This is a genomic window from Enterobacter wuhouensis (assembly GCF_004331265.1).
In the GTDB taxonomy this organism is placed as follows: domain Bacteria; phylum Pseudomonadota; class Gammaproteobacteria; order Enterobacterales; family Enterobacteriaceae; genus Enterobacter; species Enterobacter wuhouensis.
In genome coordinates this window covers 617,190-640,130 of the sequence record NZ_SJOO01000002.1, presented here as the reverse complement: position 1 = coordinate 640,130, position 22,941 = coordinate 617,190, and the positions used below count along the sequence as shown (strand labels likewise).

General features: G+C 57.9%; 19 protein-coding genes. 9 read left to right on the top strand and 10 right to left on the bottom strand.

From position 1 onward, the window contains the following. From E0L20_RS07090 to E0L20_RS07070, 5 genes are all read right to left on the bottom strand, one after another. The gene (locus E0L20_RS07090) at positions 1–2,079 is read right to left on the bottom strand and encodes an ABC transporter permease (protein WP_131633331.1); all 2,079 of its coding nucleotides are present in this window, start codon (positions 2,077–2,079) and stop codon (positions 1–3) included. Between the two features lie 65 nt (positions 2,080–2,144). After that, a complete protein-coding gene (locus E0L20_RS07085; RefSeq protein WP_033487712.1) occupies positions 2,145–3,176 on the bottom strand; it encodes an ABC transporter substrate-binding protein in 1,032 nt (343 codons plus the stop codon). Positions 3,177–3,189: 13 nt separating this feature from the next. Continuing rightward, positions 3,190–4,491, bottom strand: a complete 1,302-nt coding sequence (uhpC, locus tag E0L20_RS07080; protein WP_131633330.1) for an MFS transporter family glucose-6-phosphate receptor UhpC — start codon at positions 4,489–4,491, stop codon at positions 3,190–3,192. 85 nt (positions 4,492–4,576) lie between these two features. Beyond that, positions 4,577–6,118 (bottom strand): MASE1 domain-containing sensor histidine kinase, encoded by a 1,542-nt coding sequence (locus tag E0L20_RS07075; RefSeq protein WP_131633329.1) that lies wholly within the window; start codon positions 6,116–6,118, stop codon positions 4,577–4,579. Next, the gene (locus tag E0L20_RS07070; protein WP_131633328.1) at positions 6,118–6,747 is read right to left on the bottom strand and encodes a response regulator transcription factor; all 630 of its coding nucleotides are present in this window, start codon (positions 6,745–6,747) and stop codon (positions 6,118–6,120) included. Before E0L20_RS07070 ends, E0L20_RS07075 begins: the two co-directional genes overlap by 1 nt. Before the next feature lie 240 nt (positions 6,748–6,987). On the opposite strand from E0L20_RS07070, the gene tauA reads away from it, so the two are divergent. Genes tauA through tauD form a run of 4 tightly spaced genes read left to right on the top strand, consistent with a single transcriptional unit; the run spans position 6,988 to position 10,400 of the window. After that, entirely contained in the window at positions 6,988–7,950 is a 963-nt protein-coding gene (tauA, locus tag E0L20_RS07065) for a taurine ABC transporter substrate-binding protein (protein WP_131633327.1), read from the top strand. A gap of 10 nt (positions 7,951–7,960) precedes the next feature. Further along, positions 7,961–8,728, top strand: coding sequence for a taurine ABC transporter ATP-binding subunit (gene tauB / locus E0L20_RS07060; protein WP_131633326.1), 768 nt, complete (start codon positions 7,961–7,963; stop codon positions 8,726–8,728). Continuing rightward, the gene (gene tauC / locus E0L20_RS07055) at positions 8,725–9,552 is read left to right on the top strand and encodes a taurine ABC transporter permease TauC (RefSeq protein ID WP_131633325.1); all 828 of its coding nucleotides are present in this window, start codon (positions 8,725–8,727) and stop codon (positions 9,550–9,552) included. Before tauB ends, tauC begins: the two co-directional genes overlap by 4 nt. Then, entirely contained in the window at positions 9,549–10,400 is an 852-nt protein-coding gene (gene tauD, locus E0L20_RS07050; RefSeq protein ID WP_131633324.1) for a taurine dioxygenase, read from the top strand. The genes tauC and tauD overlap by 4 nt, the downstream gene beginning before the upstream one ends. Positions 10,401–10,469: 69 nt before the next feature. Here tauD and olsF read toward each other — a convergent pair whose 3' ends face one another. Together olsF and hemB are read right to left on the bottom strand one after the other, a co-directional pair. Next, the gene (olsF, locus tag E0L20_RS07045) at positions 10,470–12,194 is read right to left on the bottom strand and encodes a bifunctional ornithine lipid synthase OlsF (RefSeq protein ID WP_131633323.1); all 1,725 of its coding nucleotides are present in this window, start codon (positions 12,192–12,194) and stop codon (positions 10,470–10,472) included. Positions 12,195–12,266: 72 nt separating this feature from the next. Then, complete coding sequence (gene hemB, locus E0L20_RS07040; RefSeq protein WP_131633322.1) at positions 12,267–13,241, bottom strand: porphobilinogen synthase; 975 nt, start codon at positions 13,239–13,241, stop codon at positions 12,267–12,269. A gap of 450 nt (positions 13,242–13,691) precedes the next feature. Between hemB and E0L20_RS07035 the strand changes: the two genes are divergently transcribed. Continuing rightward, on the top strand, positions 13,692–16,466 hold the full coding sequence (locus tag E0L20_RS07035; protein WP_131633321.1) for an autotransporter outer membrane beta-barrel domain-containing protein: 2,775 nt from the start codon (positions 13,692–13,694) through the stop codon (positions 16,464–16,466). Positions 16,467–16,553: 87 nt separating this feature from the next. Beyond that, positions 16,554–17,177, top strand: a complete 624-nt coding sequence (locus E0L20_RS07030; RefSeq protein ID WP_131633320.1) for a helix-turn-helix domain-containing protein — start codon at positions 16,554–16,556, stop codon at positions 17,175–17,177. Positions 17,178–17,179: 2 nt separating this feature from the next. On the opposite strand, the gene ampH is transcribed toward E0L20_RS07030, so the two are convergent. Further along, positions 17,180–18,340 (bottom strand): D-alanyl-D-alanine-carboxypeptidase/endopeptidase AmpH, encoded by a 1,161-nt coding sequence (gene ampH / locus E0L20_RS07025; protein ID WP_131633319.1) that lies wholly within the window; start codon positions 18,338–18,340, stop codon positions 17,180–17,182. Positions 18,341–18,692: 352 nt separating this feature from the next. On the opposite strand from ampH, the gene sbmA reads away from it, so the two are divergent. Both sbmA and E0L20_RS07015 read left to right on the top strand, forming a co-directional pair. Continuing rightward, positions 18,693–19,913, top strand: a complete 1,221-nt coding sequence (gene sbmA, locus E0L20_RS07020) for a peptide antibiotic transporter SbmA (RefSeq protein ID WP_131633318.1) — start codon at positions 18,693–18,695, stop codon at positions 19,911–19,913. A gap of 14 nt (positions 19,914–19,927) precedes the next feature. Next, complete coding sequence (locus tag E0L20_RS07015; RefSeq protein ID WP_131633317.1) at positions 19,928–21,025, top strand: DUF1615 domain-containing protein; 1,098 nt, start codon at positions 19,928–19,930, stop codon at positions 21,023–21,025. Here the strand turns inward: E0L20_RS07015 and E0L20_RS07010 are convergent. Further along, on the bottom strand, positions 21,022–21,324 hold the full coding sequence (locus E0L20_RS07010; protein WP_131633316.1) for a YaiY family protein: 303 nt from the start codon (positions 21,322–21,324) through the stop codon (positions 21,022–21,024). The two genes, E0L20_RS07015 and E0L20_RS07010, sit on opposite strands and share 4 nt — an antisense overlap. A 247-nt stretch (positions 21,325–21,571) precedes the next feature. On the opposite strand from E0L20_RS07010, the gene E0L20_RS07005 reads away from it, so the two are divergent. Continuing rightward, positions 21,572–21,799: a DUF2754 domain-containing protein gene (locus tag E0L20_RS07005; protein ID WP_131633315.1), complete on the top strand. Its 228-nt coding sequence runs from the start codon at positions 21,572–21,574 to the stop codon at positions 21,797–21,799. On the opposite strand, the gene ddlA is transcribed toward E0L20_RS07005, so the two are convergent. Beyond that, entirely contained in the window at positions 21,796–22,896 is a 1,101-nt protein-coding gene (ddlA, locus tag E0L20_RS07000) for a D-alanine--D-alanine ligase (protein WP_131633314.1), read from the bottom strand. The two genes, E0L20_RS07005 and ddlA, sit on opposite strands and share 4 nt — an antisense overlap. Positions 22,897–22,941: the final 45 nt, after the last annotated feature.

The window sequence follows — 22,941 nt, the reverse complement described above, 5'->3', positions numbered from 1 at the left end:
TTACGCCTGGTTTTTGGCTTTTGAACGAGAGATACGCGCCTCGCCGATCAGCCAGTCAAAGAGGAAAATGATCGCCAGCATGACCACAATCAGGATCGAGCCGTAGGCAATCGCCACGCCGTATTCGCCGTCTTCCACGCGGTTCAGAATGTAGGCCGTTGCCACGCGGGTATCCGGCGTGACGAGGAACACAATGGCGCTGACGGTGGTAATGGCGCGCACAAAGCTGTAGATCAGCGCCGACAAAATGGCGGGCCTCAGCAGCGGCAGCAGGATGTGGGTGATGGTGCGCAGGCTCCCGGCACGCAGGCTCAGCGAGGCCTCGTCCAGCGACTTGTCGATCTGCCCTAAGCCCGCGATGCCGGCGCGAATGCCGACCGGCACGTTGCGCATCACCATCGAGATAATCACGATGGCCGCGGTGCCCGTGAGGTACACCGGCGCGCTGTTAAAGGCCAGAATGTACGACACGCCCGCCACGGTGCCCGGCACGGCAAAGCACAGCATGGTGGTGAACTCGATGGTCTTTTTGCCCTTAAACTGCTGGCGCACCACAACCCAGGCGATCAGCAGGCCGAAGGCGGCGGTGATCGGCGCGGCGATCCCGGCGTAGAGCAGGGTATCAAGCAGCGAAGGCCATGCGCCGTCGCTCATGCCCTGGCCGAACAGCTTGATAAAGTTATCCAGCGTCAGGGTGTAGTCCACGCCCCAGTTGACGGTAAAGCTGCCGTAGAAAATGCTGCCGTAGAGCAGGGCGTTAAAGGCGATCCACACCGCCAGCAGGGCGATCACGCTCCACACCAGCGTCACCGGCAGCGGCTGAACGTCGCCGCGGTACGATTTACCGGACACCGTCACGTAGGAGCGCTTGCCGATCCACATGTACTGGATGCAGAACACCAGCAGCGAGAACAGTAGCAGGAAGGCTCCGAGGGTGCTTGCCGCCTGATAGTCCAGCTGCGAGCCGGTAATGTAGAAGTAGATCTGCGTGGCCAGCACGTCGAAGTTCCCGCCCAGCACCAGCGGGTTGCTGAAGTCGGCCAGCGACTGCACAATCACGATTAAAAACGCATTCGCCAGCGCCGGCTTCAGCAGCGGAACAAAGACGCCGTTAAAGGTCTGCCAGCGGCTGGCGCGCAGGGTGTACGACGCCTCTTCCAGCGACGGATGAATGGTTTTGATCGCGCCGTCGAGGATCATAAAGGCCATCGGCGTGAAGGCCAGCACCTGCGCCAGCCAGATGCCGGTGAAGCCGTACAGCCAGTTGGTATTGGTTAACCCAAACCAGTCCACCATCAGCTCGGTAATATAGCCGGAGCGCCCCATCATCAGCGTGACGCCCAGGCCCACCACGAACGGCGGAGTAACGATGGGAAGAATCGAGAAGATACGGCCAATGATGGCGCTGCGCCGGGCGATGCGCGTGGTGTATATCGCCAGCACCAGGCCAAAGAAGGTGCAGCCGATCCCCACGGCAATCGACAGCAGAATCGAGTTGATGATGACCTGGATAATGTGCGCCTGCGACAGCACGCTCATGAAGGCCAGCGGGGCGAATTCGCCAGCGTCGTTGGTGAACATCGGAATGAAGATGGCGATGCTCGGCCAGACGATAAAAATGCCGATCAGCGCGACGATGGTAATCAGCGAGCCAATCACAAAGCGGTCGCCGCCCAGCCACTCCAGACGAGTCAGGGCCAGGGTCATGATCGCCCCGAGCGCCACAAACAGCACGATAGTGGCATAGCCTAAACCGCGTCCTTCCACAGTGGCGCTGATGACCACGAACGCCATGCACAGCAGCGCCCAGCCCGCATCGAGGTAGTGACGGCTGCGCTGCTCGCGCTTCGCTTCGTTAAACGGGCGCACCAGCAGCAGGCTCGGCAGCAGGTACCACAGCCAGCTAACGTTGAAATGGGACCAGCCGTAGGCGTCGAGGATCTCATCCCCGGTAGACTCCAGCAGGCCGTAATCAAGGCTCCAGCTCGGCAGCAGGGCAAAGGCCAGCCAGCCGAGTAAAACCCACAGGAATACCGCATCCCGTTTTTTGGCGGGATGAAGAGCAAGTGTCTGTGACATAAGTTTTCCGGGTGTTGGATGCCCGGCGGATGAATACCGCCGGGCGATAACCACTGTTCGCGGGCTTATTTACCCATCTTCACGTCGCTGACCCATTTATTGATCAGCGCTTTACGTACGTCGGTAGAGCCGTACTTGTCCATGTCATAGCTGATGAGCTTCAGATCATCGAGCTTGAGCGAGTTCGGCGAGGTTTCCGCCGTGGTGTTGGTGAGGATTTGATAGGATTTACCCTTCTTCCACGCCAGCTCCTGCGCCTCTTTTGAGAGCACCCAGTCCACGAACAGCTTCGCGTTCTCTTCGTTGCGCGCGCCCTTCAGAATGCTCACGCCGCCAATTTCATACCCGGTGCCTTCGCACGGAGAGATCAGCTCCAGCGGCGCACCCTGCTCTTTTTCCAGCGAGTAGTCGTGGAGGAAGCCGATGCCGATGGCGGTTTCACCGCGCGCGGCGTTACGCGCTGGGGCAATGCCGGATTTGGTGTACTGGGAGACGTTGCCGTTGAGCTGTTTCAGGTAGTCGAAGGCCTGATCTTCACCCCACAGCTGGACGAAGGTCGCCAGCGCGGTATAGGCGGTGCCGGAGCTTTGCGGATCGGCGATCTGGATCTCGCCCTTGTATTCCGGTTTGGTCAGATCCTTCCAGCATTTGGGTACCGGCAGGTTCTTCTCCTTCAGGCGCTGGGTGTTGACGCCAAAGCCTAAGATCCCGACGTAGACCGCGGAGGAGAGGTTGCCCTTCACCTTGGCCGGATCGCGGAATTTCTCCATGATCTGCTCCAGGTTTTTCGATTTATAGGGCTGGAGCAGCCCCATCTCACCGGCCTGGGACTGCGGGTCCAGCGTGCCGCCGTACCAGACGTCGGCCTGCGGGTTTTTCTTCTCGGCATCCACCTTCGCCAGCGTGCTGCCGGAGCCGTTGCGGATAAACGAGGTTTTGACATCGTACTTTTCGCCGAACGCTTTGGTTTCGACTTCGCACATTTCGTTGGTGGCGCTGCAGTACACCACCAGACGGCCTTTAGCCTGCGCTGCACCGGTTAAGGTGGCCAGCGCGATCCCGGAAGCAATGAGGGTAGAGAGAAGCGTTGTTTTCATTATTCAGCCCTTTTTATGACGTTATGTGACTGCGAGAAGCGGTGATGCCCGCCATCAGCAATGGCATCAGTAATAAACCCATCAGGACGGCGGCTATCGACAGTAGGCTGAACATCCCGGACCAGCCGTAGCGTTCAATCACCTGCGACAGCGGCCACCCGGCCAGCGAGGCGCCCAGATAGGCAAATACGCCGAGAAAGCCGGTAATCGAGCCTGCCGCCTGCTTGTGCCCGCACTCAACGGCGGCAAGGCCAATGAGCATCTGCGGACCAAAAACGAAAAATCCCACCGTAAAAAAGCACATCGCCAGCAGGGCGTAGTGGTGAACCGGCGCCAGCCACAGGGCGGCGACCGACACCATCAGCCCCAGCGTGAACAGCAAAATCATCGGCGCGCGCTGGCCGCTGAACAGCAGATCCGATCCCCAACCGGCAAACAGCGCGCCCAGCAATCCGCCCACTTCAAACAGCATGACCGTGGCGTTGGCGCTGAGAAGATTTACGCCGTGGCTCTCCGCCAGCCAGATATTGCCCCAGTCGTTCAGGGCGATTCGGATGAGATACACCAGCACATACGACGCCCCGAGCAGCCAGATCATCGGGTTTTGCAACATGGTGGTACGCAACATCTGCCACAGCCCCATCGGCGGGCTTTGCTGCTGCTGGCGCAGCTCCAGCGGATCGCTCCGCCACTCCCCGACCGTGGGCAGACCCTCTTCCTGCGGTGTACCCCGCAGTTGTGTGGTCAGCCACAGGCCGAGCACGATGCTGATGATCCCCGGTGTCAGCATCGCCGCCTGCCAGCCCCAGCGTTGGGCGGCAACGGCGCAAATCAATGGAATAATCGCGCCACCCATGTTGATGGAGGTATTCCAACAGCCCCACCAGAAGCCGCGCTCGTTGCGCGAATACCAGTGGGTCAGCAGTCTGGCGCAGGGCGGCCAGCCCCAGCCCTGAAAGAAGCCGTTCAGCGTCCAGATAAACAGCAGCAGCGGGAACGAATCGCTAAAGCTGAACAGCACGTTCAGCACGCCCGTCGCCAGCAGCCCGATGCCCATAAACGCGCGCTGTCCATGGCTGTCGTGCCAGAGCCCGGCGGCGAATTTGGACATTCCGTAGCTGAGATAAAACAGCGACCCGATAAGCCCGATATCGCCCTTGCTCAGCCCCAAATCCAGCTGTAGCGCGGGTAAGACGTAGTTAAGGCTTTTTCGCGTCAGGTAAAACGCGGCGTAGCCAATCGCCATACAAAGGAGCAGCCTGGGGCGCAGCGCCCGGTAACGTTGTGAAACCTCTTCAGCAGACAGTGCGTGCATGGCGTTCTCCGTTTGAGATGACTGTAGGCAAGCGCGGCGTAAATGGGATGAGACAAAGTCTGGTGTGGCTAAGACTTTTTCCTGGCTAGAGGTGCGTTTGTTGCAAATTTGTGGGCAGGTTAACAATTACGCGCGTCCCGGCGTGGGATTCCAGCGTCAGTTCGCCGCCGAGGGCGGAGACGCGCTCGCGCATGCCCTGAATGCCGAAGCCGGGCTGCTGCTGAGGGCTGATGCCGCTGCCGTTATCGCGCACCTCAAGGTGGAGCCGCGCGTGCCGCTGGCAGAGCAGGATCGTGACTTCGCTGGCGTTGGCGTGTTTGCAAACGTTGTTAAGCAGCTCCTGAAGCAGGCGATACAGGGTAAAGACCAGCGTTTCGCTCTCCGGCGGCGTGGGTAGCCGGTAGTCAAAGCGGCAGCGGATCCCGCGTTCAGCAAAGGCAAACTCGTTGACCAGGTGGTGCAGGGCCTCCTGGAGCGACAGCTCGTCGAGCACCGGCGGGCGAAGCTGGCGCAGCAGCTGACGCGTGGAGCGGTGAATACGCCTTGCGAGATCGTTGATCTGCCCGGCGGCCTCAATGGCGAGCGGCGTATCGCCCGCCCGCTTCACCAGCTGGGACTGGATCTGGATGGCGGTGATGTTCTGGCCGATTTCGTCGTGAAGCTCGCGGGCCAGCTGCTTGCGGGTGTCCTCTTCGGAATGGATCAGTTTTTCCGCCAGCGCCCGTCTGGCCTGAAGCTCGTTCTCAAGCCGATGGCGATAGCGCTCAAGGTTCATCGCCAGATGCTGCTGGCGGCTGATGGCGATCCCCAGGCCAATCCCCAGCAGCGACTGGGTAGAGAGAAAAATTTCCAGTTCCAGAAGGTCGCTAAACCCGACGCCTACCTGGCGGGCAATGGTGATCATCATGCTGCCGAGCAGCCCGGAAAGGACACCTCCCTGCCAGCCGAATTTCCACGCCATCACCACGTTGGGCAGGAACACGATAATCAGCAGCAGCCGCTCCAGCGCCGGGGAGAGCACCATCTGCGTGCCTATGCCGATAATAAAAAACAGGCTGCACCAGACGATCAGCGAGGTGCGCAGCGGAGGATTGCTGGTATCCAGCCCCAGCAGGTGGTAGCGATGCTGCTGGCGTAAAAATTCGAATACCAGATAGACGAACGGCGTCAGGAGCACGCCGCCGGTAAAGGAGCCAAGCAATAGCAGCGTGGCCGGGCTGTCGAGAAAGGGCGACAGAATCAGGGTTTGCAGCAGGGCATTTACCGTCACCGCCGCGATCAGGATCGACAGCCGCTGCCAGTAGAGCGGGAAGCGGTGCCAGTAGCGCTGCGCCAGCCAGGCGCTGACGATGCCGATAAGCGGCACGGCCAGCATCAGATAGCGTGTGAGGAGTTGCTCACCGTGCAGCCACAGAATGGCGGCAAGGGGGGAAAGCACTAACGCGGGCCAGAAGCGGCGGGAAAGTAAAATCATCAGCGCCAGCCACACCCCCTGAGGCAGAAACAGCACCGCCTGCTGGCCGTTGTGGGTAAGGTAGAAGCTCAGCGTCCACAGCATCAGCCAGCCGGTGCCCCAGGCTAGCATAATGAACAGAGAAAGGATTAGATGCCGGACTGCGCACCGCATCAGTGGCCCGTCAGCAGCTGGTTATCCAGCGCGAAATGCACCAGATCGATGGTGCTGTTGCACTGGAGCTTGCCCAGCACGTTGGCACGGTGGACGTGTACCGTCTTGTGGCTCAGCGAAAGCGTATAGGCGATTTCCTTCACGCTTTCTCCTTTCACCAGCAGCTCAAACACTTCGCGCTCGCGCGGGGTGAGCGCCTCAAGCACGTTGGGCATCGGCTCGCCGCCGCGCAGGGCTTTTACCGCATCGGCACACAGGTAATGTCCGCCCATGCCGACGGACCGCACGGCCTGCACCAGCTCCTCCGGGCCGCAGCGCTTGGTCAGATAGCCGCTGGCGCCCGCATCGAGGGCGCTTTGCACAAAGGCCGGGGTGTCGTAGATGCTCAGGATGATGGCGCGAAACGTTGGCCGCTGCAGGCGCAGGCGCTTGAGCAGGCTAAGACCGTTTTCGTCCGGCATCGCGACGTCCATCACCGCCACGTCGATAGCGGTGCGCGACAGTACGGGCCACGCCTCGGCGGCGCTGCTAAACTGGCCCTCAACCACAAGATCGTCTTCCAGACTTAACAGCTGGGCGAAACCGGAACGTACCACCACGTGGTCGTCCACCAGCACCACTTTAATCATCTCGACACCTTTTGCTCATTCGTTGACCTATGATGCCCGTTGCCGGCGGGCTGGCAATCCTGCGGCTGCGGTTATGTAACCGATGTAACAAAATTGCAATAAAGGTCCAACCCACTTTTTAACTATCCTTTGCCGCTTTTTATCTAAAAACGAATCGTTATGAGCGATTCATTTTTATTCCTTTATCAAAATTCCCGCGCCGGAAATACTGCCCTCATAACAACAAGGGGAGCAGGCACTATGGCAATTTCATCGCGGATCACATTACTCGGCGCGCTGGCGCTGTGGGCATTTCAGGCGCAGGCGGTGGACGTCACCGTCGCGTATCAAACCTCTGCGGAACCGGCGAAAGTCGCGCAGGCGGACAACACCTTCGCCAAAGAGAGCGGGGCGAACGTCGACTGGCGCAAGTTCGACAGCGGCGCGGCCATCGTGCGGGCGCTGGCCTCCGGCGACGTGCAGATTGGCAACCTCGGCTCAAGCCCGCTGGCGGTGGCGGCCAGCCAGCAGGTGCCGATTGAAGTTTTCCTGCTGGCGTCCCAGCTCGGCAACTCCGAAGCGCTGGTGGTGAAGAAAACCATCACCAAACCGGAAGATCTGATCGGCAAGCGCATCGCCGTGCCGTTCATTTCAACGACCCATTACAGCCTGCTGGCGGCCCTTAAGCACTGGGGCATCAAGCCGGGCCAGGTGCAAATCCTTAACCTGCAGCCGCCGGCGATTATTGCCGCCTGGCAGCGCGGCGACATCGACGGCGCCTACGTCTGGGCACCGGCCGTGAACGAGCTGGAAAAGGACGGTACCGTGCTGACCGACTCCGAAAAAGTGGGCCAGTGGGGCGCACCGACCCTCGACGTGTGGGTCGTGCGCAAAGACTTTGCCGAGAAACACCCTGAGGTGGTGAAGGCCTTCGCGAAAAGCGCGATTGACGCCCAGCAGCCGTACATCAGCAATCCGGACGAATGGCTGAAGCAGCCCGCCAACCTGGAAAAACTGTCTCGCCTGAGCGGCGTGCCTGAAGCGGACGTGCCGGGGCTGGTGAAGGGTAATACCTACCTGACGCCCGCGCAGCAGGTGCAGCAGCTGACCGGGCCGGTGAATAAAGCGATTGTGGATACCGCCACCTTCCTGAAAGAGCAGGGCAAAGTGCCTGCGGTGTCGGCGGATTACAGCCAGTACGTCACCGATCGCTTTGTGAAATAAGGAGTCCGCCATGCTGAATATTACGAACCTGTACGCCGATTACGGTGGTAAGCCCGCGCTGGAGGACATTAACCTGACGCTGGACAGCGGCGAGCTGCTGGTCGTGCTCGGCCCGTCCGGCTGCGGAAAAACCACTCTGCTGAATCTGATCGCCGGGTTTGTCCCTTATCAGCATGGCGCTATTCAACTGGAAGGCAAAAAGGTGGAAGGCCCCGGCGCCGAGCGCGGCGTGGTCTTTCAGAACGAAGGGCTGCTGCCGTGGCGAAACGTGCAGGAAAACGTGGCCTTTGGCCTGCAGCTCGCCGGCGTTGGCCGTGAGCAGCGGCTGGCGACGGCGCGGGAGATGCTGAAAAAGGTAGGGCTGGAAGGGGCGGAAAAGCGCTTTATCTGGCAGCTTTCCGGCGGACAGCGCCAGCGAGTAGGTATCGCCCGCGCGCTGGCAGCCAATCCGCAGCTGTTGCTGCTGGACGAGCCGTTCGGGGCGCTGGATGCCTTCACCCGCGAGCAGATGCAAACCCTGCTGCTGCGCCTGTGGCATGAAACGGGCAAGCAGGTGCTGCTGATTACGCACGACATCGAAGAGGCAGTGTTTATGGCAACCGAGCTGGTGCTGCTGTCGCCGGGGCCGGGCCGCGTGCTTGAACGGCTGCCGCTCGAATTTGCCCGTCGCTACGTGGCGGGGGAGCCGGTGCGCAGCATCAAATCCGATCCGCTGTTTATCGAACAGCGTGAATACGTCTTAAGCCGCGTGTTTGAACAACGGGAGGCCTTCTCATGAGCATCGTCTTCAGTGAAAAAACGCGCCGCACGCGTCTGGCGCTGCGCTGGCCTTTCTCGCGCCAAATCACGTTGAGCGTTGGTACGCTGCTGGTGCTGCTGGCTGTGTGGTGGGCGGTTGCTGCCCAGCAGTGGGTCAGCCCGCTGTTTCTGCCGCCGCCGGGACAGGTGCTGGCCAAACTCATTACCATTGCCGGGCCGCAGGGCTTTATGGATGCCACGCTCTGGCAGCACTTAGGTGCAAGCCTGGCGCGTATTCTGGTGGCGCTGCTGGCGGCGGTGATTATCGGTGTTCCAGTCGGCATCGCGATGGGCTTAAGCCCGACGGTGCGCGGCATACTCGACCCGCTGATTGAGCTGTACCGCCCGGTGCCGCCGCTGGCCTATCTGCCGCTGATGGTGATCTGGTTCGGCATCGGTGAAACGTCAAAAATCCTGCTGATTTACCTGGCGATTTTCGCCCCGGTGGCCATGTCGGCGCTGGCGGGCGTGAAGAGCGCCCAGCAGGTTCGCATTCGTGCGGCGCAGTCGCTGGGCGCCAGCCGCACGCAGGTGCTGCTGTTCGTGATTTTACCGGGCGCACTGCCGGAGATTTTAACCGGGCTGCGCATCGGCCTTGGCGTGGGCTGGTCCACGCTGGTAGCGGCGGAGCTGATTGCGGCCACGCGCGGCCTTGGGTTTATGGTGCAGTCGGCGGGGGAGTTCCTGGCGACTGACGTGGTGCTGGCAGGGATCGCGGTGATCGCCGCGATCGCCTTTGGATTAGAACTGGGGCTGCGCGCGCTACAGCGCCGCCTGACGCCCTGGCATGGAGAAATACAATGAGTGAACGTCTGACCATTACCCCGCTGGGGCCGTACATTGGCGCGCAGGTGTCGGGCCTGGATGTGACCCGTCCGCTGAGCGATAACCAGTTCGAGCAGCTGTACCACGCAGTGCTGCGCCACCAGGTGGTGTTCCTGCGGGAGCAGGCGATCACCCCGCAGCAGCAGCGCGCGCTGGCCCTGCGCTTTGGCGATTTGCATATCCACCCCGTCTATCCGCATGCGGAAGGGGTGGAGGAGATCATCGTTCTGGACACCCACAACGATAACCCGCCGGACAACGACAACTGGCATACCGACGTGACCTTTATCGAAACGCCGCCCGCCGGGGCAATTCTGGCGGCGAAGCTGCTGCCGGAGAGCGGCGGGGACACGCTGTGGGCCAGCGGCATTGCGGCCTTTGAGGCGCTCTCCGCGCCGTTCCAGACGCTGCTGAGCGGCCTGCGGGCGGAGCACGATTTCAAGAAATCCTTCCAGGAGTACAAGTACCGCAAAAGCGAAGAGGAGCACCGGCGCTGGCAGGAGGCGGTGGCGAAGCATCCTCCGCTGCTGCACCCGGTGGTGCGCACCCATCCGGTCACGGGCAGGCAGGCGCTGTTTGTAAACGAAGGGTTCACCACGCGCATTGTGGACGTGTCCGAGAAAGAGAGCGAGGCGCTGCTGGGCTTCCTGTTCGCGCATATCACCAAGCCGGAGTTTCAGGTGCGCTGGCGCTGGCAGGAGAACGACCTGGCGATTTGGGATAACCGCGTGACGCAGCACTATGCCAATGCGGACTATCTGCCGCAGCGCAGGATTATGCAGCGCGCGACGATTCTGGGGGATAAGCCGTTCTATCGTGCGCCTTGATCCCCTCACCCTAACCCTCTCCCCAAAGGGGCGAGGGGACTGCCCGGTGCGGTTTTCACCCTCTCCCTGTTAGGGAGAGGGCTGGGGTGAGGGTCTTAAATGCGCCTCAATATACCGCTGGTAGCGGTTCGCCTTCAGGTAACACAAATCCACCAGCACCAGCCCGTCGACGCAGTTGTTAAACGCCGGGTCGCTGCCGAAATCGATAAACTGCACCCCGCCGGGCTCGCACAGTTCGGAATACTGCTTGTAGAGAGGCGGAATGCCGCAGCCCAGATTGCCGAGCAGGGACTTCAGCTTCGTCAGATCGTCGACGTATTCCACGCCGCCAAACTGCGCCAGCACGTCCGGCAGCGATGCGGGATACGGCTGACGTGACGCGGCTAACGGATGGCTTGCCGGGAACCACAGACGATAAAACGCCACCAGCAGATCCCGCGCGGCAGGCGGTAAGCCGCCGGAGATAGACACCGGGCCAAACAGGTAGCGGTAGTGCGGATAGCGGGCGAGATAGGCGCCAATGCCGGACCATAAATAGTCCAGACCGCGGCGCCCCCAGTAGCGCGGCTGAATAAAGCTGCGCCCCAGCTCAATGCCGTGCTCAAGCACGTCCTGCATTTTGTCGTCGTAATGGAACAGGCTGTAGCTGTACAGCCCCTCGACGCCACGCTTTTCCACCTGCCGGGCGGTCGGCATAAAGCGATACGCGCCGACGATCTCCAGATCGTCGTCATCCCAGAGGATCAGGTGCAGATAGTCATCATCATAGCTGTCGGTGTCCCGGCGCTTGCCGCTGCCTTCCTCCACGGCGCGAAACGCAATCTCACGCAGGCGCCCCAGCTCTCGCAGCACGGGAGCCTCTTCCTGCCCGTTGCGTTGCCACAGGTAGATGGTTTTGCCGTCGCCGGTTTTGCCCAGACATTCCGCCTGCGCCAGCTCGCGCTTCAGCGTGGCGCGATCTTCCGGGCGGGCGATGGCGCACTGGGTTTTGAAGACGCCGGGCAATCCCTTGCCAAGACGTATCACGTGCTGACGGCACTGCTCGGCCATCTCGCGCGATGAAAGCGTGGCGCTAAACCAGCTGTTCCAGGCAATTTGCTGGCCGATTTTAATCGGCAGCTGGCTATGGCGGCGGCGGAACATCTGCTGCATGAGCAGCAGCAGGGGCAGAGTAGGCGACACCAGCGTGCTGGCGTAAAAGAGCAGGCTGTTGCGCGCCTGAATATGCACCGGCAGCAGCGGCACGCGCAGCTTGCCGGCGAGTTTGATAAAGCCCGAATGCCATTTTTTATCGCGTATCCCTTGGCGCGTCGGGCGCGACACTTCTCCCGCCGGGAAGAAGATCAGTACGCCCGCGTTTTGCAGATGCTGCTCCATCTGCACCAGCGACGCTTTGGCGGTCCTGCCGCCCATGTTGTCCACCGGAATAAACAGCGAGCTGAGCGGTTCGAGGTGGGTCAACATGCGGTTAGTGACGACTTTGATATCGCGGCGCACGCGCGATACGGCGTACATCAGCGCCAGCCCGTCAAGGGTTCCGGTGGGATGGTTGGCAATAATGACCAGCGGGCCATGTTCGGGGATGTGTTCGAGATCGCGGGTTGAAACGGTGCAGAGAATATCGAGGTGTTCCAGAACGTTCTCCACCATATCCAGCCCCTTCAGGTGGCGGTGGGTTGCGGCAAACTGCTGGAATTCTTCTTCGTAGAACAGTCTTTTTAACAGATTTTTTTGCCAGGGGGCGGGCCTTGCCTGGGGCCAAAGATCGTCGAGAACGCTGTCGAGACTAAACATGGTTACTCCTCCTGCCGTCTTGCGAAGACAGTAGAAGGAGCAGATGTCGGTTGTATTGCAGTTTGGTGAAGATTAGCGGAGAATTTTTTTCTCGGCCAGATCCAGCGCGAAGTAGCTGAAGATCAGATCCGCGCCCGCGCGTTTGATCGCCCCCAGGCTTTCAAGGATCACTTTCTCTTCGTCAATCGCACCCGCCTGCGCGGCGAATTTGATCATCGCGTACTCACCGCTCACCTGATACGCGCCCAGCGGCAGCTCGGTACGCTCGCGGATGTCGCGCAGGATGTCGAGATACGCGCCAGCCGGTTTCACCATCAGGCAGTCTGCGCCCTGGGCTTCATCCAGAAGAGACTCACGAATGGCTTCGCGACGGTTCAGCGGGTTCATCTGGTAGGTTTTACGGTCGCCTTTCAGCGCCGTGCCTGCGGCTTCACGGAACGGGCCGTAGAAGGAGGAGGCGAATTTGGTGGAGTAGGACATGATGGCGGTATCGGTAAAGCCCGCCGCGTCCAGCGCCTGACGAATCGCCTGAACCTGACCGTCCATTGCGGCAGACGGCGCGATGAAATCCGCACCTGCAGCAGCGGCTACAACGGCCTGCTTGCCGAGGTTTAACAGGGTGGCGTCGTTATCCACGCCGCGATCGCACAGCACGCCGCAGTGGCCGTGAGAGGTGTATTCGCAGAAACAGGTGTCGGACATGACGATCATCTCCGGCACGGTCTCTTTACAGATGCGCGACATGCGGGCAACCAGGCCGTCTTCTTTCCACGCATCGCTGCCGGTGGCATCGGTGTGGTGGGAGATCCCGAAGGTCATCACCGAGCGGATGCCCGCGTTGGCAATGCGTTCGATCTCACGCGCCAGATGCTTTTCCGGGATGCGCATCACGCCCGGCATGGCATCAATGGCTTTGTAGTCATCGATCTCTTCTTCAACAAAAATCGGCAACACCAGATCGTTTAAGGTCAGTGTTGTCTCTTCAAACATAGCGCGCAGTGCAGGTGACTTGCGCAGGCGACGGGGACGTGCAATTAAATCGGTCATGGTATGCCTGACGTTTGTGGAACAAAGAGGGCTAGTGTACCTGAAAGCACGGCAGGGTGTTTTACTAAAGTGGGCATTTTGAGTTTGTGCAATATCCCAGGTTATCTCTTTTTAAACCCTTATATACTGTGGCGAGATTTAAATTTATACCCGGCAGTAATATTGGTGGGGTTTTTAGATTGCATGGAATATATAGATTAAAATGATCTATTTATTTTTATTATATTTATCGTGATGATGGTAGAGAATTTTAAGTTTCTGTTTTTATAATATTTGTATTGGGTAGCTAATGTTTCTTGGTTTTTTCGGTATTATTTGTCTGGATACGGACTTAATGGAATCATTCATTGAACCTTTTCGAATTGAAAATGCATAATTCCTTCCGCAATTAAACGTTGCAACATTATTTGATGGACAAACTTGCTTACGTCCCTGAGGAGGGATGACCCAATGCAAACATGGAAAAAGAAACTGGTTGTATCTCAACTTGCATTAGCCTGCACCCTGGCTATCGCTTCTCAGGCCAATGCGAAGGATATTTCCGGCACCACGTATAATACATTTGGATATGATAATACCGCGACGGCCCCCTGGTATTATGGCTACGCGGACTGGGATTACTCAGATGCCACCCACGATGGTGATATTTACCCGGTGATCAATAAATCAACGGTAAACGGCGTTATTTCAACGTACTATCTGGATGACGGCGTCAATGGCCGGGCAAATGCGCTGACGATTTCCAACAGCACCGTTAACGGCATGATTACGTCAAAATGCATGACGTCGACCTGCTCCGATGGCGTGGATACGGATGGCACCACGCATTCTCAGTACGATCGTTTTAGTCTGACGGTCGATAACAGCACCATTAACGACGCCTATGAGCATTATGCTTATGACGTTGTGAATGGCGACACCACCGAAACCCATTATCAGGATACCTATGCTCTGGGTAACGCGATTACGCTGGATGTGGAGTCTGATATTGTTATCCAGAATAACTCCCACGTGGCGGGTATTACGCTGACGCAGGGTTATCAGGAGCTGGATAATACTCCGTACGACGGTGTTGAGGGCGTTGCTAACAATACCAACGTCTTTACCGACACGCTGGTGGTGAAAGACTCCGTGCTGACCTCCGGCGCATACAGCGATCTGGGCACCAGCGGCTTCTACGGTCAAACGGCGAAGCCGAGCGATTACGGCGAAACCAATGCCACCGCGGCGGATGACGCGGCGCTGATCGTGGCTGCCGGCGCGTCTGATAACGCAATGCAGACGACCGCCACGTTCGATCACTCTACCGTGACCGGCGATATCCTCTTCTCCAGTACCTTCGATAACAACTTCTACGTCAATGGCGATCCGGCAACGGATACCACCGACGACGGCGTATACAACCCAACCACCAACGGCTGGGATGATACGGATAAGCTGGACGTCACCCTGACCAACGGCAGCAAGTGGGTAGGCGCGGCGCAGTCCAGCGTTGAGGCCATCAGCACCGCGCAGATGTACGGTGAGGGCTACAGCGACGTTGACTGGAGAACCTTGTCGCCAAACAGCATCTGGCCTGACTCCACTTTCGACACCAACGGCCACGTGGCGGGTGAAGAGGTCTATCAGAGCGGTCTGTTCAATGTTGCCCTGAACAATGGCTCCGAGTGGGATACCCGCAAAGTATCTAACATCGACACCCTGACGGTGAATAATCAGTCCCAGGTGAACGTTGAAAACTCGGGCCTGCTGGCGGACTCCATTACCCTGACCAATGCGTCATCGCTGAATATTGGCGACAGTGGCGCGGTCGCAACAGACAGCCTGTATCTCGACAGCGATAGCCGTGCGGCGCTGACCGAAGAAACAGCCGAGCTGTATGCGAATACCATTACCGTGGACAACGGTGCCGAGCTGGCGCTGGGTCTGGGCCAGGTCGATACCCACAGCATGGTCCTGACCGACGGCGGCGTCCTGAACGTTGCCAGCCGCGATTACGTGCTGAACAGCGATCTGAACAACGCGCGGTATATCACCAATGACAAGAGCAAGGCTGATTACGATTACGGCGTCGTTGCTCTGAACTCTGACGGTCATCTGTCGGTAAACGGTGACGTTGCGGGCAACTACAAGTTGCGTATCGACGATGCGACCGGTGCCGGCTCCGTTGCTGATTACAAAAACAAAGAGATTATCCGCGTTTATGATAACAACGTGGATACCGCTGCCAGCTTTACCGCCGCGAACAAAGCTGATTTAGGGGCATATACCTATCAGGCGCAGCAGAAGGGTGACACCGTTGTTCTGCAGCAGAAAGAGCTGACCGACTCTGCCAACATGGTGCTGAGCATTCCTTCTGCCAATACCAACATCTGGAACCTGCAGCAGGATACCGTTGGCACGCGTCTGACCAACAGCCGTCATGGCCTGGCGGATAACGGCGGGGCGTGGGTAAGCTACTTCGGCGGTAACTTCGACGCCGATAATGGCGACGTGAGTTACGATCAGGACGTGAGCGGCATCATGGTCGGTGTCGATATCCGTATTGACGGCAACAATGCTAAGTGGGTTGTCGGCGGTGCGGCAGGCTTCGCGAAGGGTGATATCAGCGATCGCACCGGTCAGGTCGATCAGGATAGCCAGACCGCAATGATCTACGCCTCTGCGGCGTTTGCGAACGATGTCTTCCTCGACAGTTCCCTGAGCTATACCCGCTTCAACAGCGATCTCTCTGCAAACATGAGCAACGGTCAGTATGTGGATGGCAACACCACAACCGACGCAGTGGGCTTTGGCATGAAGCTGGGATACGACTGGAAACCAAACCTGTCTGGCTACGTCACTCCTTATGCGGCGGTATCCGGTCTGTTCCAGTCCGGGGATGACTACCGTCTGAGTAACGACATGCGTATCGATGGGCAGTCTTACGACAGCCTGCGCTACGAGCTGGGCGTGGATGCGGGTTATACCTTCAACTACGGCGGCGATCAGGCGCTGACCCCTTACTTCAAGCTGGCCTACGTGTATGACGATGCTGATAACAGCGCCGACATTAACGGTGACAGCATTGATAACGGCGTTGAAGGCTCTGCGGTTCGCGTGGGTCTGGGCACGCAGTTCAGCTTTACGAAAAACTTCAGTGCCTACACTGATGCAACCTATCTCGGCGGCGGCGACGTTGACCAGAACTGGGGTGCAAATCTGGGTGTGAAATATACCTGGTAAAAGATAAAAGCGGGGGAATTCCCCCGCTTTCTTATATTACGTAAAAAATAATAAAGAACCGACATATACAGATGACTTGAGGTCTGCATGAACGTCGATGCGAAACCACTTTCTGAATTAAGCCGGCTCGTACAGTGTCTGGAAGCAGCCAGTACGCCATTTAAAACCTTGCCACAGAATGTCATATCACCCGGCAATAGCGATGAACCTTATACCTTTGTGATACAGACCGGCATTATCGCTATTCATCGTAAATCAGATGAGCTCCTCGTGGGGATTGCGAAGGCACCCTATATTTACGGCCTGAGCGCATGGATGAATGACAGTCATCAGGAATATCAGATGACGGCACACACTTCCTGCAGCGGATTTTATTTACCTGCCTCAATGTCGCGGCAGCTTATTCAACAAAAGTCCCTCTGGCAGGAGGCTTTTTGCTGGCTGTCCTGGATTAACCATATTCTGGGGAAGCGCGATATTCAGCTGGTTGGAAATAATTCCTACAGCCAAATAAGGGCGATGCTGCTAAATATGGCCGAATGGGATGATACGCTACGGTCAAAAATTGGTGTTATGAATCATATTCAGCGCAGCACGCGTATTTCGCGCTCGGTGGTCGCGGAGGTTCTGGCTGCCCTACGGCAGGGAAATTACATCAATATGAGCCGGGGCAAACTGGTCAGCATCAACCGTTTGCCCACTGACTATTAACCCTAATTCGATGCCGTGAGCACCTGCGCTTTGTTGGCGCTCAGCTCAGCAACCAGGTTATTAATCCCGTCACTCATATTGACGAAACGCGTGTTCGGCGAGCGGGTGACGACCACAAACGCCCCGACGTTGGACTGCGGGATCATTGCCATGTAGGTGATGAACCCGCCGCCCCCGCCCGTTTTCTGAATAATACCCGGACGGCCCTCTTTTGGTGCCATATACACCCAGCCCATGCCAAGCGCATCGGCTTTACCGGGTACATCCATACCGATGACGCGGTGCAGCTGGGTGCGCTGGTAAATCAGCGTCTGCATACGATCGGCCTGGCTGCTGCGCGCGTAGAAATCTGACGAGAGGAACTGCTGCATCCAGCGCATCATGTCGCCGGGCGTGGAGTACACGCCGCCGCTGCCGACGGCGGCGAGGGTGTTGTTACACGGGCTGGCCCCTTTCTCGGCCACCATCAGGCGGGCGCACTGATCCGGAGAAGGGGTAAACGTGGTGTCCTTCATACCCAGCGGGCGGGCGATCTGCTCTTCGAACAGCCTGGTATACGGCTTGCCGGAGGCCGTAGACAGAGCGTCGGCCAGCAGGTCAAACGCCAGATTAGAATACGAGGCCTGCGAGCCCGGCGCGGATTTCAGCGTGGCGGTGCTCAGGTAATTCCAGCGCTGTTCCCGGGTTGGCCAGACAAAGACGGGGCGATGGGCCGCGCCGCCAGGCTGTTCGCGCGGAAGGGCGCTGGTATGGGTTGCGAGGTTGACGAGCCGGATCGGCGTCCCCTGGTACGTCGGCACCCGAGCGCCAGGCGGTGCATATTTACTCAGCGGATCGTCGAGCTTCACCACGCCCTGGTCGAGCAGCTTCACCAGCAGTTCGCTGGTCATCAGCTTGGTAATGGAGGCGATACGGATCACCGAATCCAGCTGTGGGTGAATGTTATTTCCCGGACGCGTTTCACCGAAGCTGCGAAAAACGCGCTGGTTACCGTCGATAACCACCATCGCCATTCCCGTTGCGCCACTCCCGTAATAGATGAGGTTCGCGTAGCGATCGGCGATATCAGAGGCCAAAACCGGGGCCGTCAGCGGCTGTGCTGCCTGGGCAGTGGAGAAGCTCACCGCACACAGCGCGGCGAAAGAGAGCAGACAACGTTTCAACGAAAAGCATCCATCAAGTCAATAAGGTGAGTAAGGGGTATTTATACTACTAATCGGAGCCGCGCAATGGGCCGAATTGCATAACGATAGCGAGAAAAACGTAACCATGGGTAAATATGAATAATTTACCTGCGACCCATCTCCCATTTTGTGACATCGGGCTTATGATAGAGGCCTTTTTCGCGAAGCCCGATGTAACGCACCGAAACAATTCTCGAAAAATGGAAAGCGAACTAATAATAAACCCTCAGGTCTGACTTTTTTGCCCGGTCCGGGAGGCTGGTCCGGGGCAGGTTTTCGTGTGGTGATGTGTTGAGCACAGCAACAGCCATAACAACAAGAAGGAAGCATAATGTTTAAGTCTTTTTTCCCAAAGCCGGGGCCATTTTTCCTGTCGGCATTTATTTGGGCACTGATAGCCGTCATTTTCTGGCAGGCTGGCGGCGGCGCGTGGCTAATGCGTATCGCGGGCGCTACGGGCGACGTGCCGATTAGCGCGGCACGTTTCTGGTCGCTGAGCTATTTGCTGTTTTACGCCTACTACACGGTATGCGTGGGGCTGTTCGCGCTGTTCTGGTTTGTCTATTCGCCGCACCGCTGGCAGTACTGGTCGATTCTGGGCACGTCGCTGATCATTTTTGTCACCTGGTTCCTGGTGGAAGTCGGGGTGGCGGTGAACGCCTGGTATGCGCCGTTCTACGATCTGATCCAGACCGCGCTGAGCGCGCCGCACAAGGTGACCATTAATCAGTTCTATCAGGAAGTGGGCGTCTTCCTCGGCATCGCCCTCATCGCTGTTGTGATTGGCGTAATGAATAACTTTTTCGTCAGCCACTACGTGTTCCGCTGGCGCACCGCCATGAACGAACATTATATGGCGCACTGGCAGCACCTGCGCCATATCGAAGGCGCCGCACAGCGTGTGCAGGAAGACACCATGCGCTTTGCCTCTACCCTTGAAGATATGGGCACGAGCTTCATCAACGCCATTATGACGCTGATTGCCTTCCTGCCCGTGCTGGTCACGCTTTCTGCGCACGTTCCGGAGCTGCCGATTATTGGCCATCTGCCGTATGGCCTGGTGATTGCCGCGATTGTCTGGTCGCTGATGGGGACGGGGCTGCTGGCGGTTGTCGGGATTAAGCTGCCGGGCCTGGAGTTTAAAAATCAGCGCGTCGAAGCGGCCTATCGTAAAGAGCTGGTGTACGGGGAAGATGATGCTAACCGCGCGTCGCCGCCAACCGTTCGCGAGCTGTTCGGCGCGGTGCGTCGTAACTATTTCCGCCTCTATTTCCACTACATGTATTTTAACATCGCGCGTATTCTGTACCTGCAGGTGGACAACGTTTTCGGTTTGTTCCTGCTGTTCCCGTCTATCGTTGCGGGTACCATTACGCTGGGTCTGATGACGCAGATCACTAACGTCTTTGGTCAGGTTCGCGGCTCGTTCCAGTATCTGATCAGCTCGTGGACGACGCTGGTGGAGCTGATGTCTATCTACAAACGTTTACGCAGCTTCGAGCGTGAGCTGGACGATAAAGACCTGCAGGAAGTGACCAATACATTCAGTTAATACAGGGAGTTGCTATGTCCTTTGCCGTACCGCGCGTCTTACCGTTGTCCCTGCTGGCCGCTTTTGTGCTGGCGGGATGTGCTGAAAAAGGCGCTGCGCCGCTCAAGAAAGGTGAGAAACCGGTCGATGTGGCAAGCGTTGTGCGGCAAAAAATGCCCTCCACCGTGAAGGACCGCAGCGCGTGGGCAGACGCGCTGGCTAAAACCTTTGAAAGCCAGAAGATTGCCCCCACCGAGGAGAATATCTGCTCGGTGCTGGCGGTCGCGCAGCAGGAGTCGATGTACCAGTCGGACCCTGCCGTGCCGGGGCTGAATAAGATTGCCTGGAAGGAGATCGACCGCCGCGCGGAATCGATGCATATCCCGGTATTCCTGGTCCACACCGCGCTGAAGATCCCTTCGCCAAACGGCAAAACCTACAGCGAACGGCTGGATACGGTAAAAACGGAGAAACAGCTCAGCGCCATCTTTGATGATTTCATCGACATGGTGCCGATGGGGCAGAAGCTGTTCGGCTCGCTTAACCCTGTTCACACCGGCGGGCCGATGCAGGTTAGCATCGCCTTTGCGGAGAAACACACCGACGGCTACCCGTGGAAAATCGACGGCACCGTGCGCCAGGAAGTCTTCTCCCTGCGCGGCGGCCTGTGGTTTGGCACCTACCACCTTCTGAACTATCCGGCGAACTATGATGAGCCGCTCTACCGCTTTGCGGACTTCAACGCCGGCTGGTACGCAAGCCGTAACGCGGCCTTCCAGAGTGCGGTCAGTCGTGCAAGCGGCGTGAAGCTGGCGCTGGATGGCGATCTAATTGCCTACGGCAGCAGCGAGGCGGGGAGCACCGAGCGTGCGGTGCGTAAGCTTGGGGCAAAGCTTGATATGAGCGACAGCGATATTCGTCGGCAGCTGGAGAAGGGCGATAGCCTGGCGTTCGAGAAAACGGATTTGTACAAGAAGGTGTTTGCGTTAGCTGAGCAAAAAAGCGGGAAAGCGTTACCGCGGGCAATCCTGCCGGGAATTCAGCTGGAAAGCCCGAAGATCACGCGTAACCTGACCACGGCGTGGTTCGCTAAGCGCGTGGACGATCGTCGGGCTCGCTGTATGGGGCTTTAGTGGCGGCGACGCCAGCGCAGTACTAGCGCGACAACGCCCAGGATCGTACAGCCGGTAAGGAACGGGATCAGGCCAAACAGGGTGCTAACGCCAAAGCCAATCTCTACGCGGGGGCGTCCGCTATCCTGCACCTGCATTAGATGTTCATAAACGCCCGGCGCATGGACCAGCATATTAAGAAGCTGGGAACCGGCCCAGAAGCAGAACAGGACAAACAGGGCATAGGCAATATTACCCGCCGTAGAGGTTCTAGGTTGTTTGCCGCCAAAAATCGGTTTCGACAATGTAAAATCAGCCATAAAGACCTCCCGAAATGTCACTCTGCTCATACGCGTCTTACAGGTGAAGTGTGACAGGTCATAGCATTTGTCAATATCAGAATCGTGGTAATTTTCTCCAGGGATTACTCCTGGATTGTCGATTTCTGCAGCACATCACAATTTTGTTACTTAAGTGAAATTGCGTCGCGTTTCAGAATTTCCGCATGCGCCACAGACCTGGCGATAAAACTGTGAGAGGATGTCTCTTTTCCCTTCCGGAGTTGTCATGAAGCTCACGTCTAAATTACGCCGTGACTGGCATTACTATGCCTTTGCTATTGGGCTGATTTTTATTCTTAACGGCGTTGTCGGGCTGTTGGGTTTTGAAGCGAAAGGCTGGCAAACCTACGCCGTTGGGCTGGTGACCTGGGTGATAAGCTTCTGGCTGGCAGGATTTATTATCCGCCGCCGCCCCGAAGAGGCGACAGCGGAGAGTGTGGAGAAAGCCGATTAACCGTTAACCGAGCTTTTCAGCGCGCGGTCTGCGGCATGGCGCTCAAGCGCCAGCTCGATCAGGCGAGTGATAAGCTCAGGGTAGCTAATCCCGCTCGCCTGCCACAGTTTTGGATACATGCTAATATTGGTAAAGCCGGGCAGCGTGTTGATTTCGTTGATCACTATCTCGTTTTCCGGCGTCAGGAACACATCCACGCGCGCCATGCCGCTGCACCCGAGCGCCTGATAGGCCTCAACCGCGATCGCGCGGATCTTATCGTTAACGTCAGGATCGAGCGCGGCCGGTACGACAACCTGCGCGCCCTTATCGTCAATGTATTTGGTGTCGTAAGAGTAGAAATCGCTGTTTAACACAACTTCACCGCAGGTGCTTGCCTGCGGAAAATCGTTACCTAATACGGCGCACTCAATTTCACGGCCCTTGATACCCTGCTCAACCACCACCTTATGGTCAAATTCAAAAGCCAGACGCACGGCGTCGGTAAATTGCGCTTCGGTGGTGACTTTGCTGACGCCGACGGATGAGCCCTGGTTAGCCGGTTTCACGAACAGCGGCAGGCCCAGCTGGGCCGAGATTTGCGCGAAACCCTGCTTATCGCGATTTGCGCGCGTAAGGGTGACAAACGGCGCAATATTCAGCCCGGCATCGCGCAGCAGGCGTTTGGTGACGTCTTTGTCCATGCAGGCGGCCGATCCCAGTACGTCGGAACCCACAAACGGCAGGTTAGCCATGCGCAGCATGCCCTGCAGAGAACCGTCCTCGCCCAGCGTGCCGTGAACAATAGGGAAAATAACGTCGATCTGAGCAAGCGTGCGCGCGCTACCGGCATCGATAAACTGACCCTGAAGCACGCCCGGCACCGTCGCGACGCTGGTTTCAGAAGGGTTGAGGGCGATGTGCGCCGGATCGTCGGCGTTTAACAGATACTGGCTGGCATCGTTAACGTGCCACTGGCCTTGTTTATCAATGCCCAGCAGCACGACGTCAAAACGGTTCTTATCAATTGCATCAACGATATTTTTAGCCGATTGCAATGAAACCTCGTGCTCTGCTGATTTGCCCCCAAAGACAATCCCTACGCGCTGCTTTGCCATCTCACTCTCTTCCAGTCTGACGAAAAGCCAATAACATACCACGAT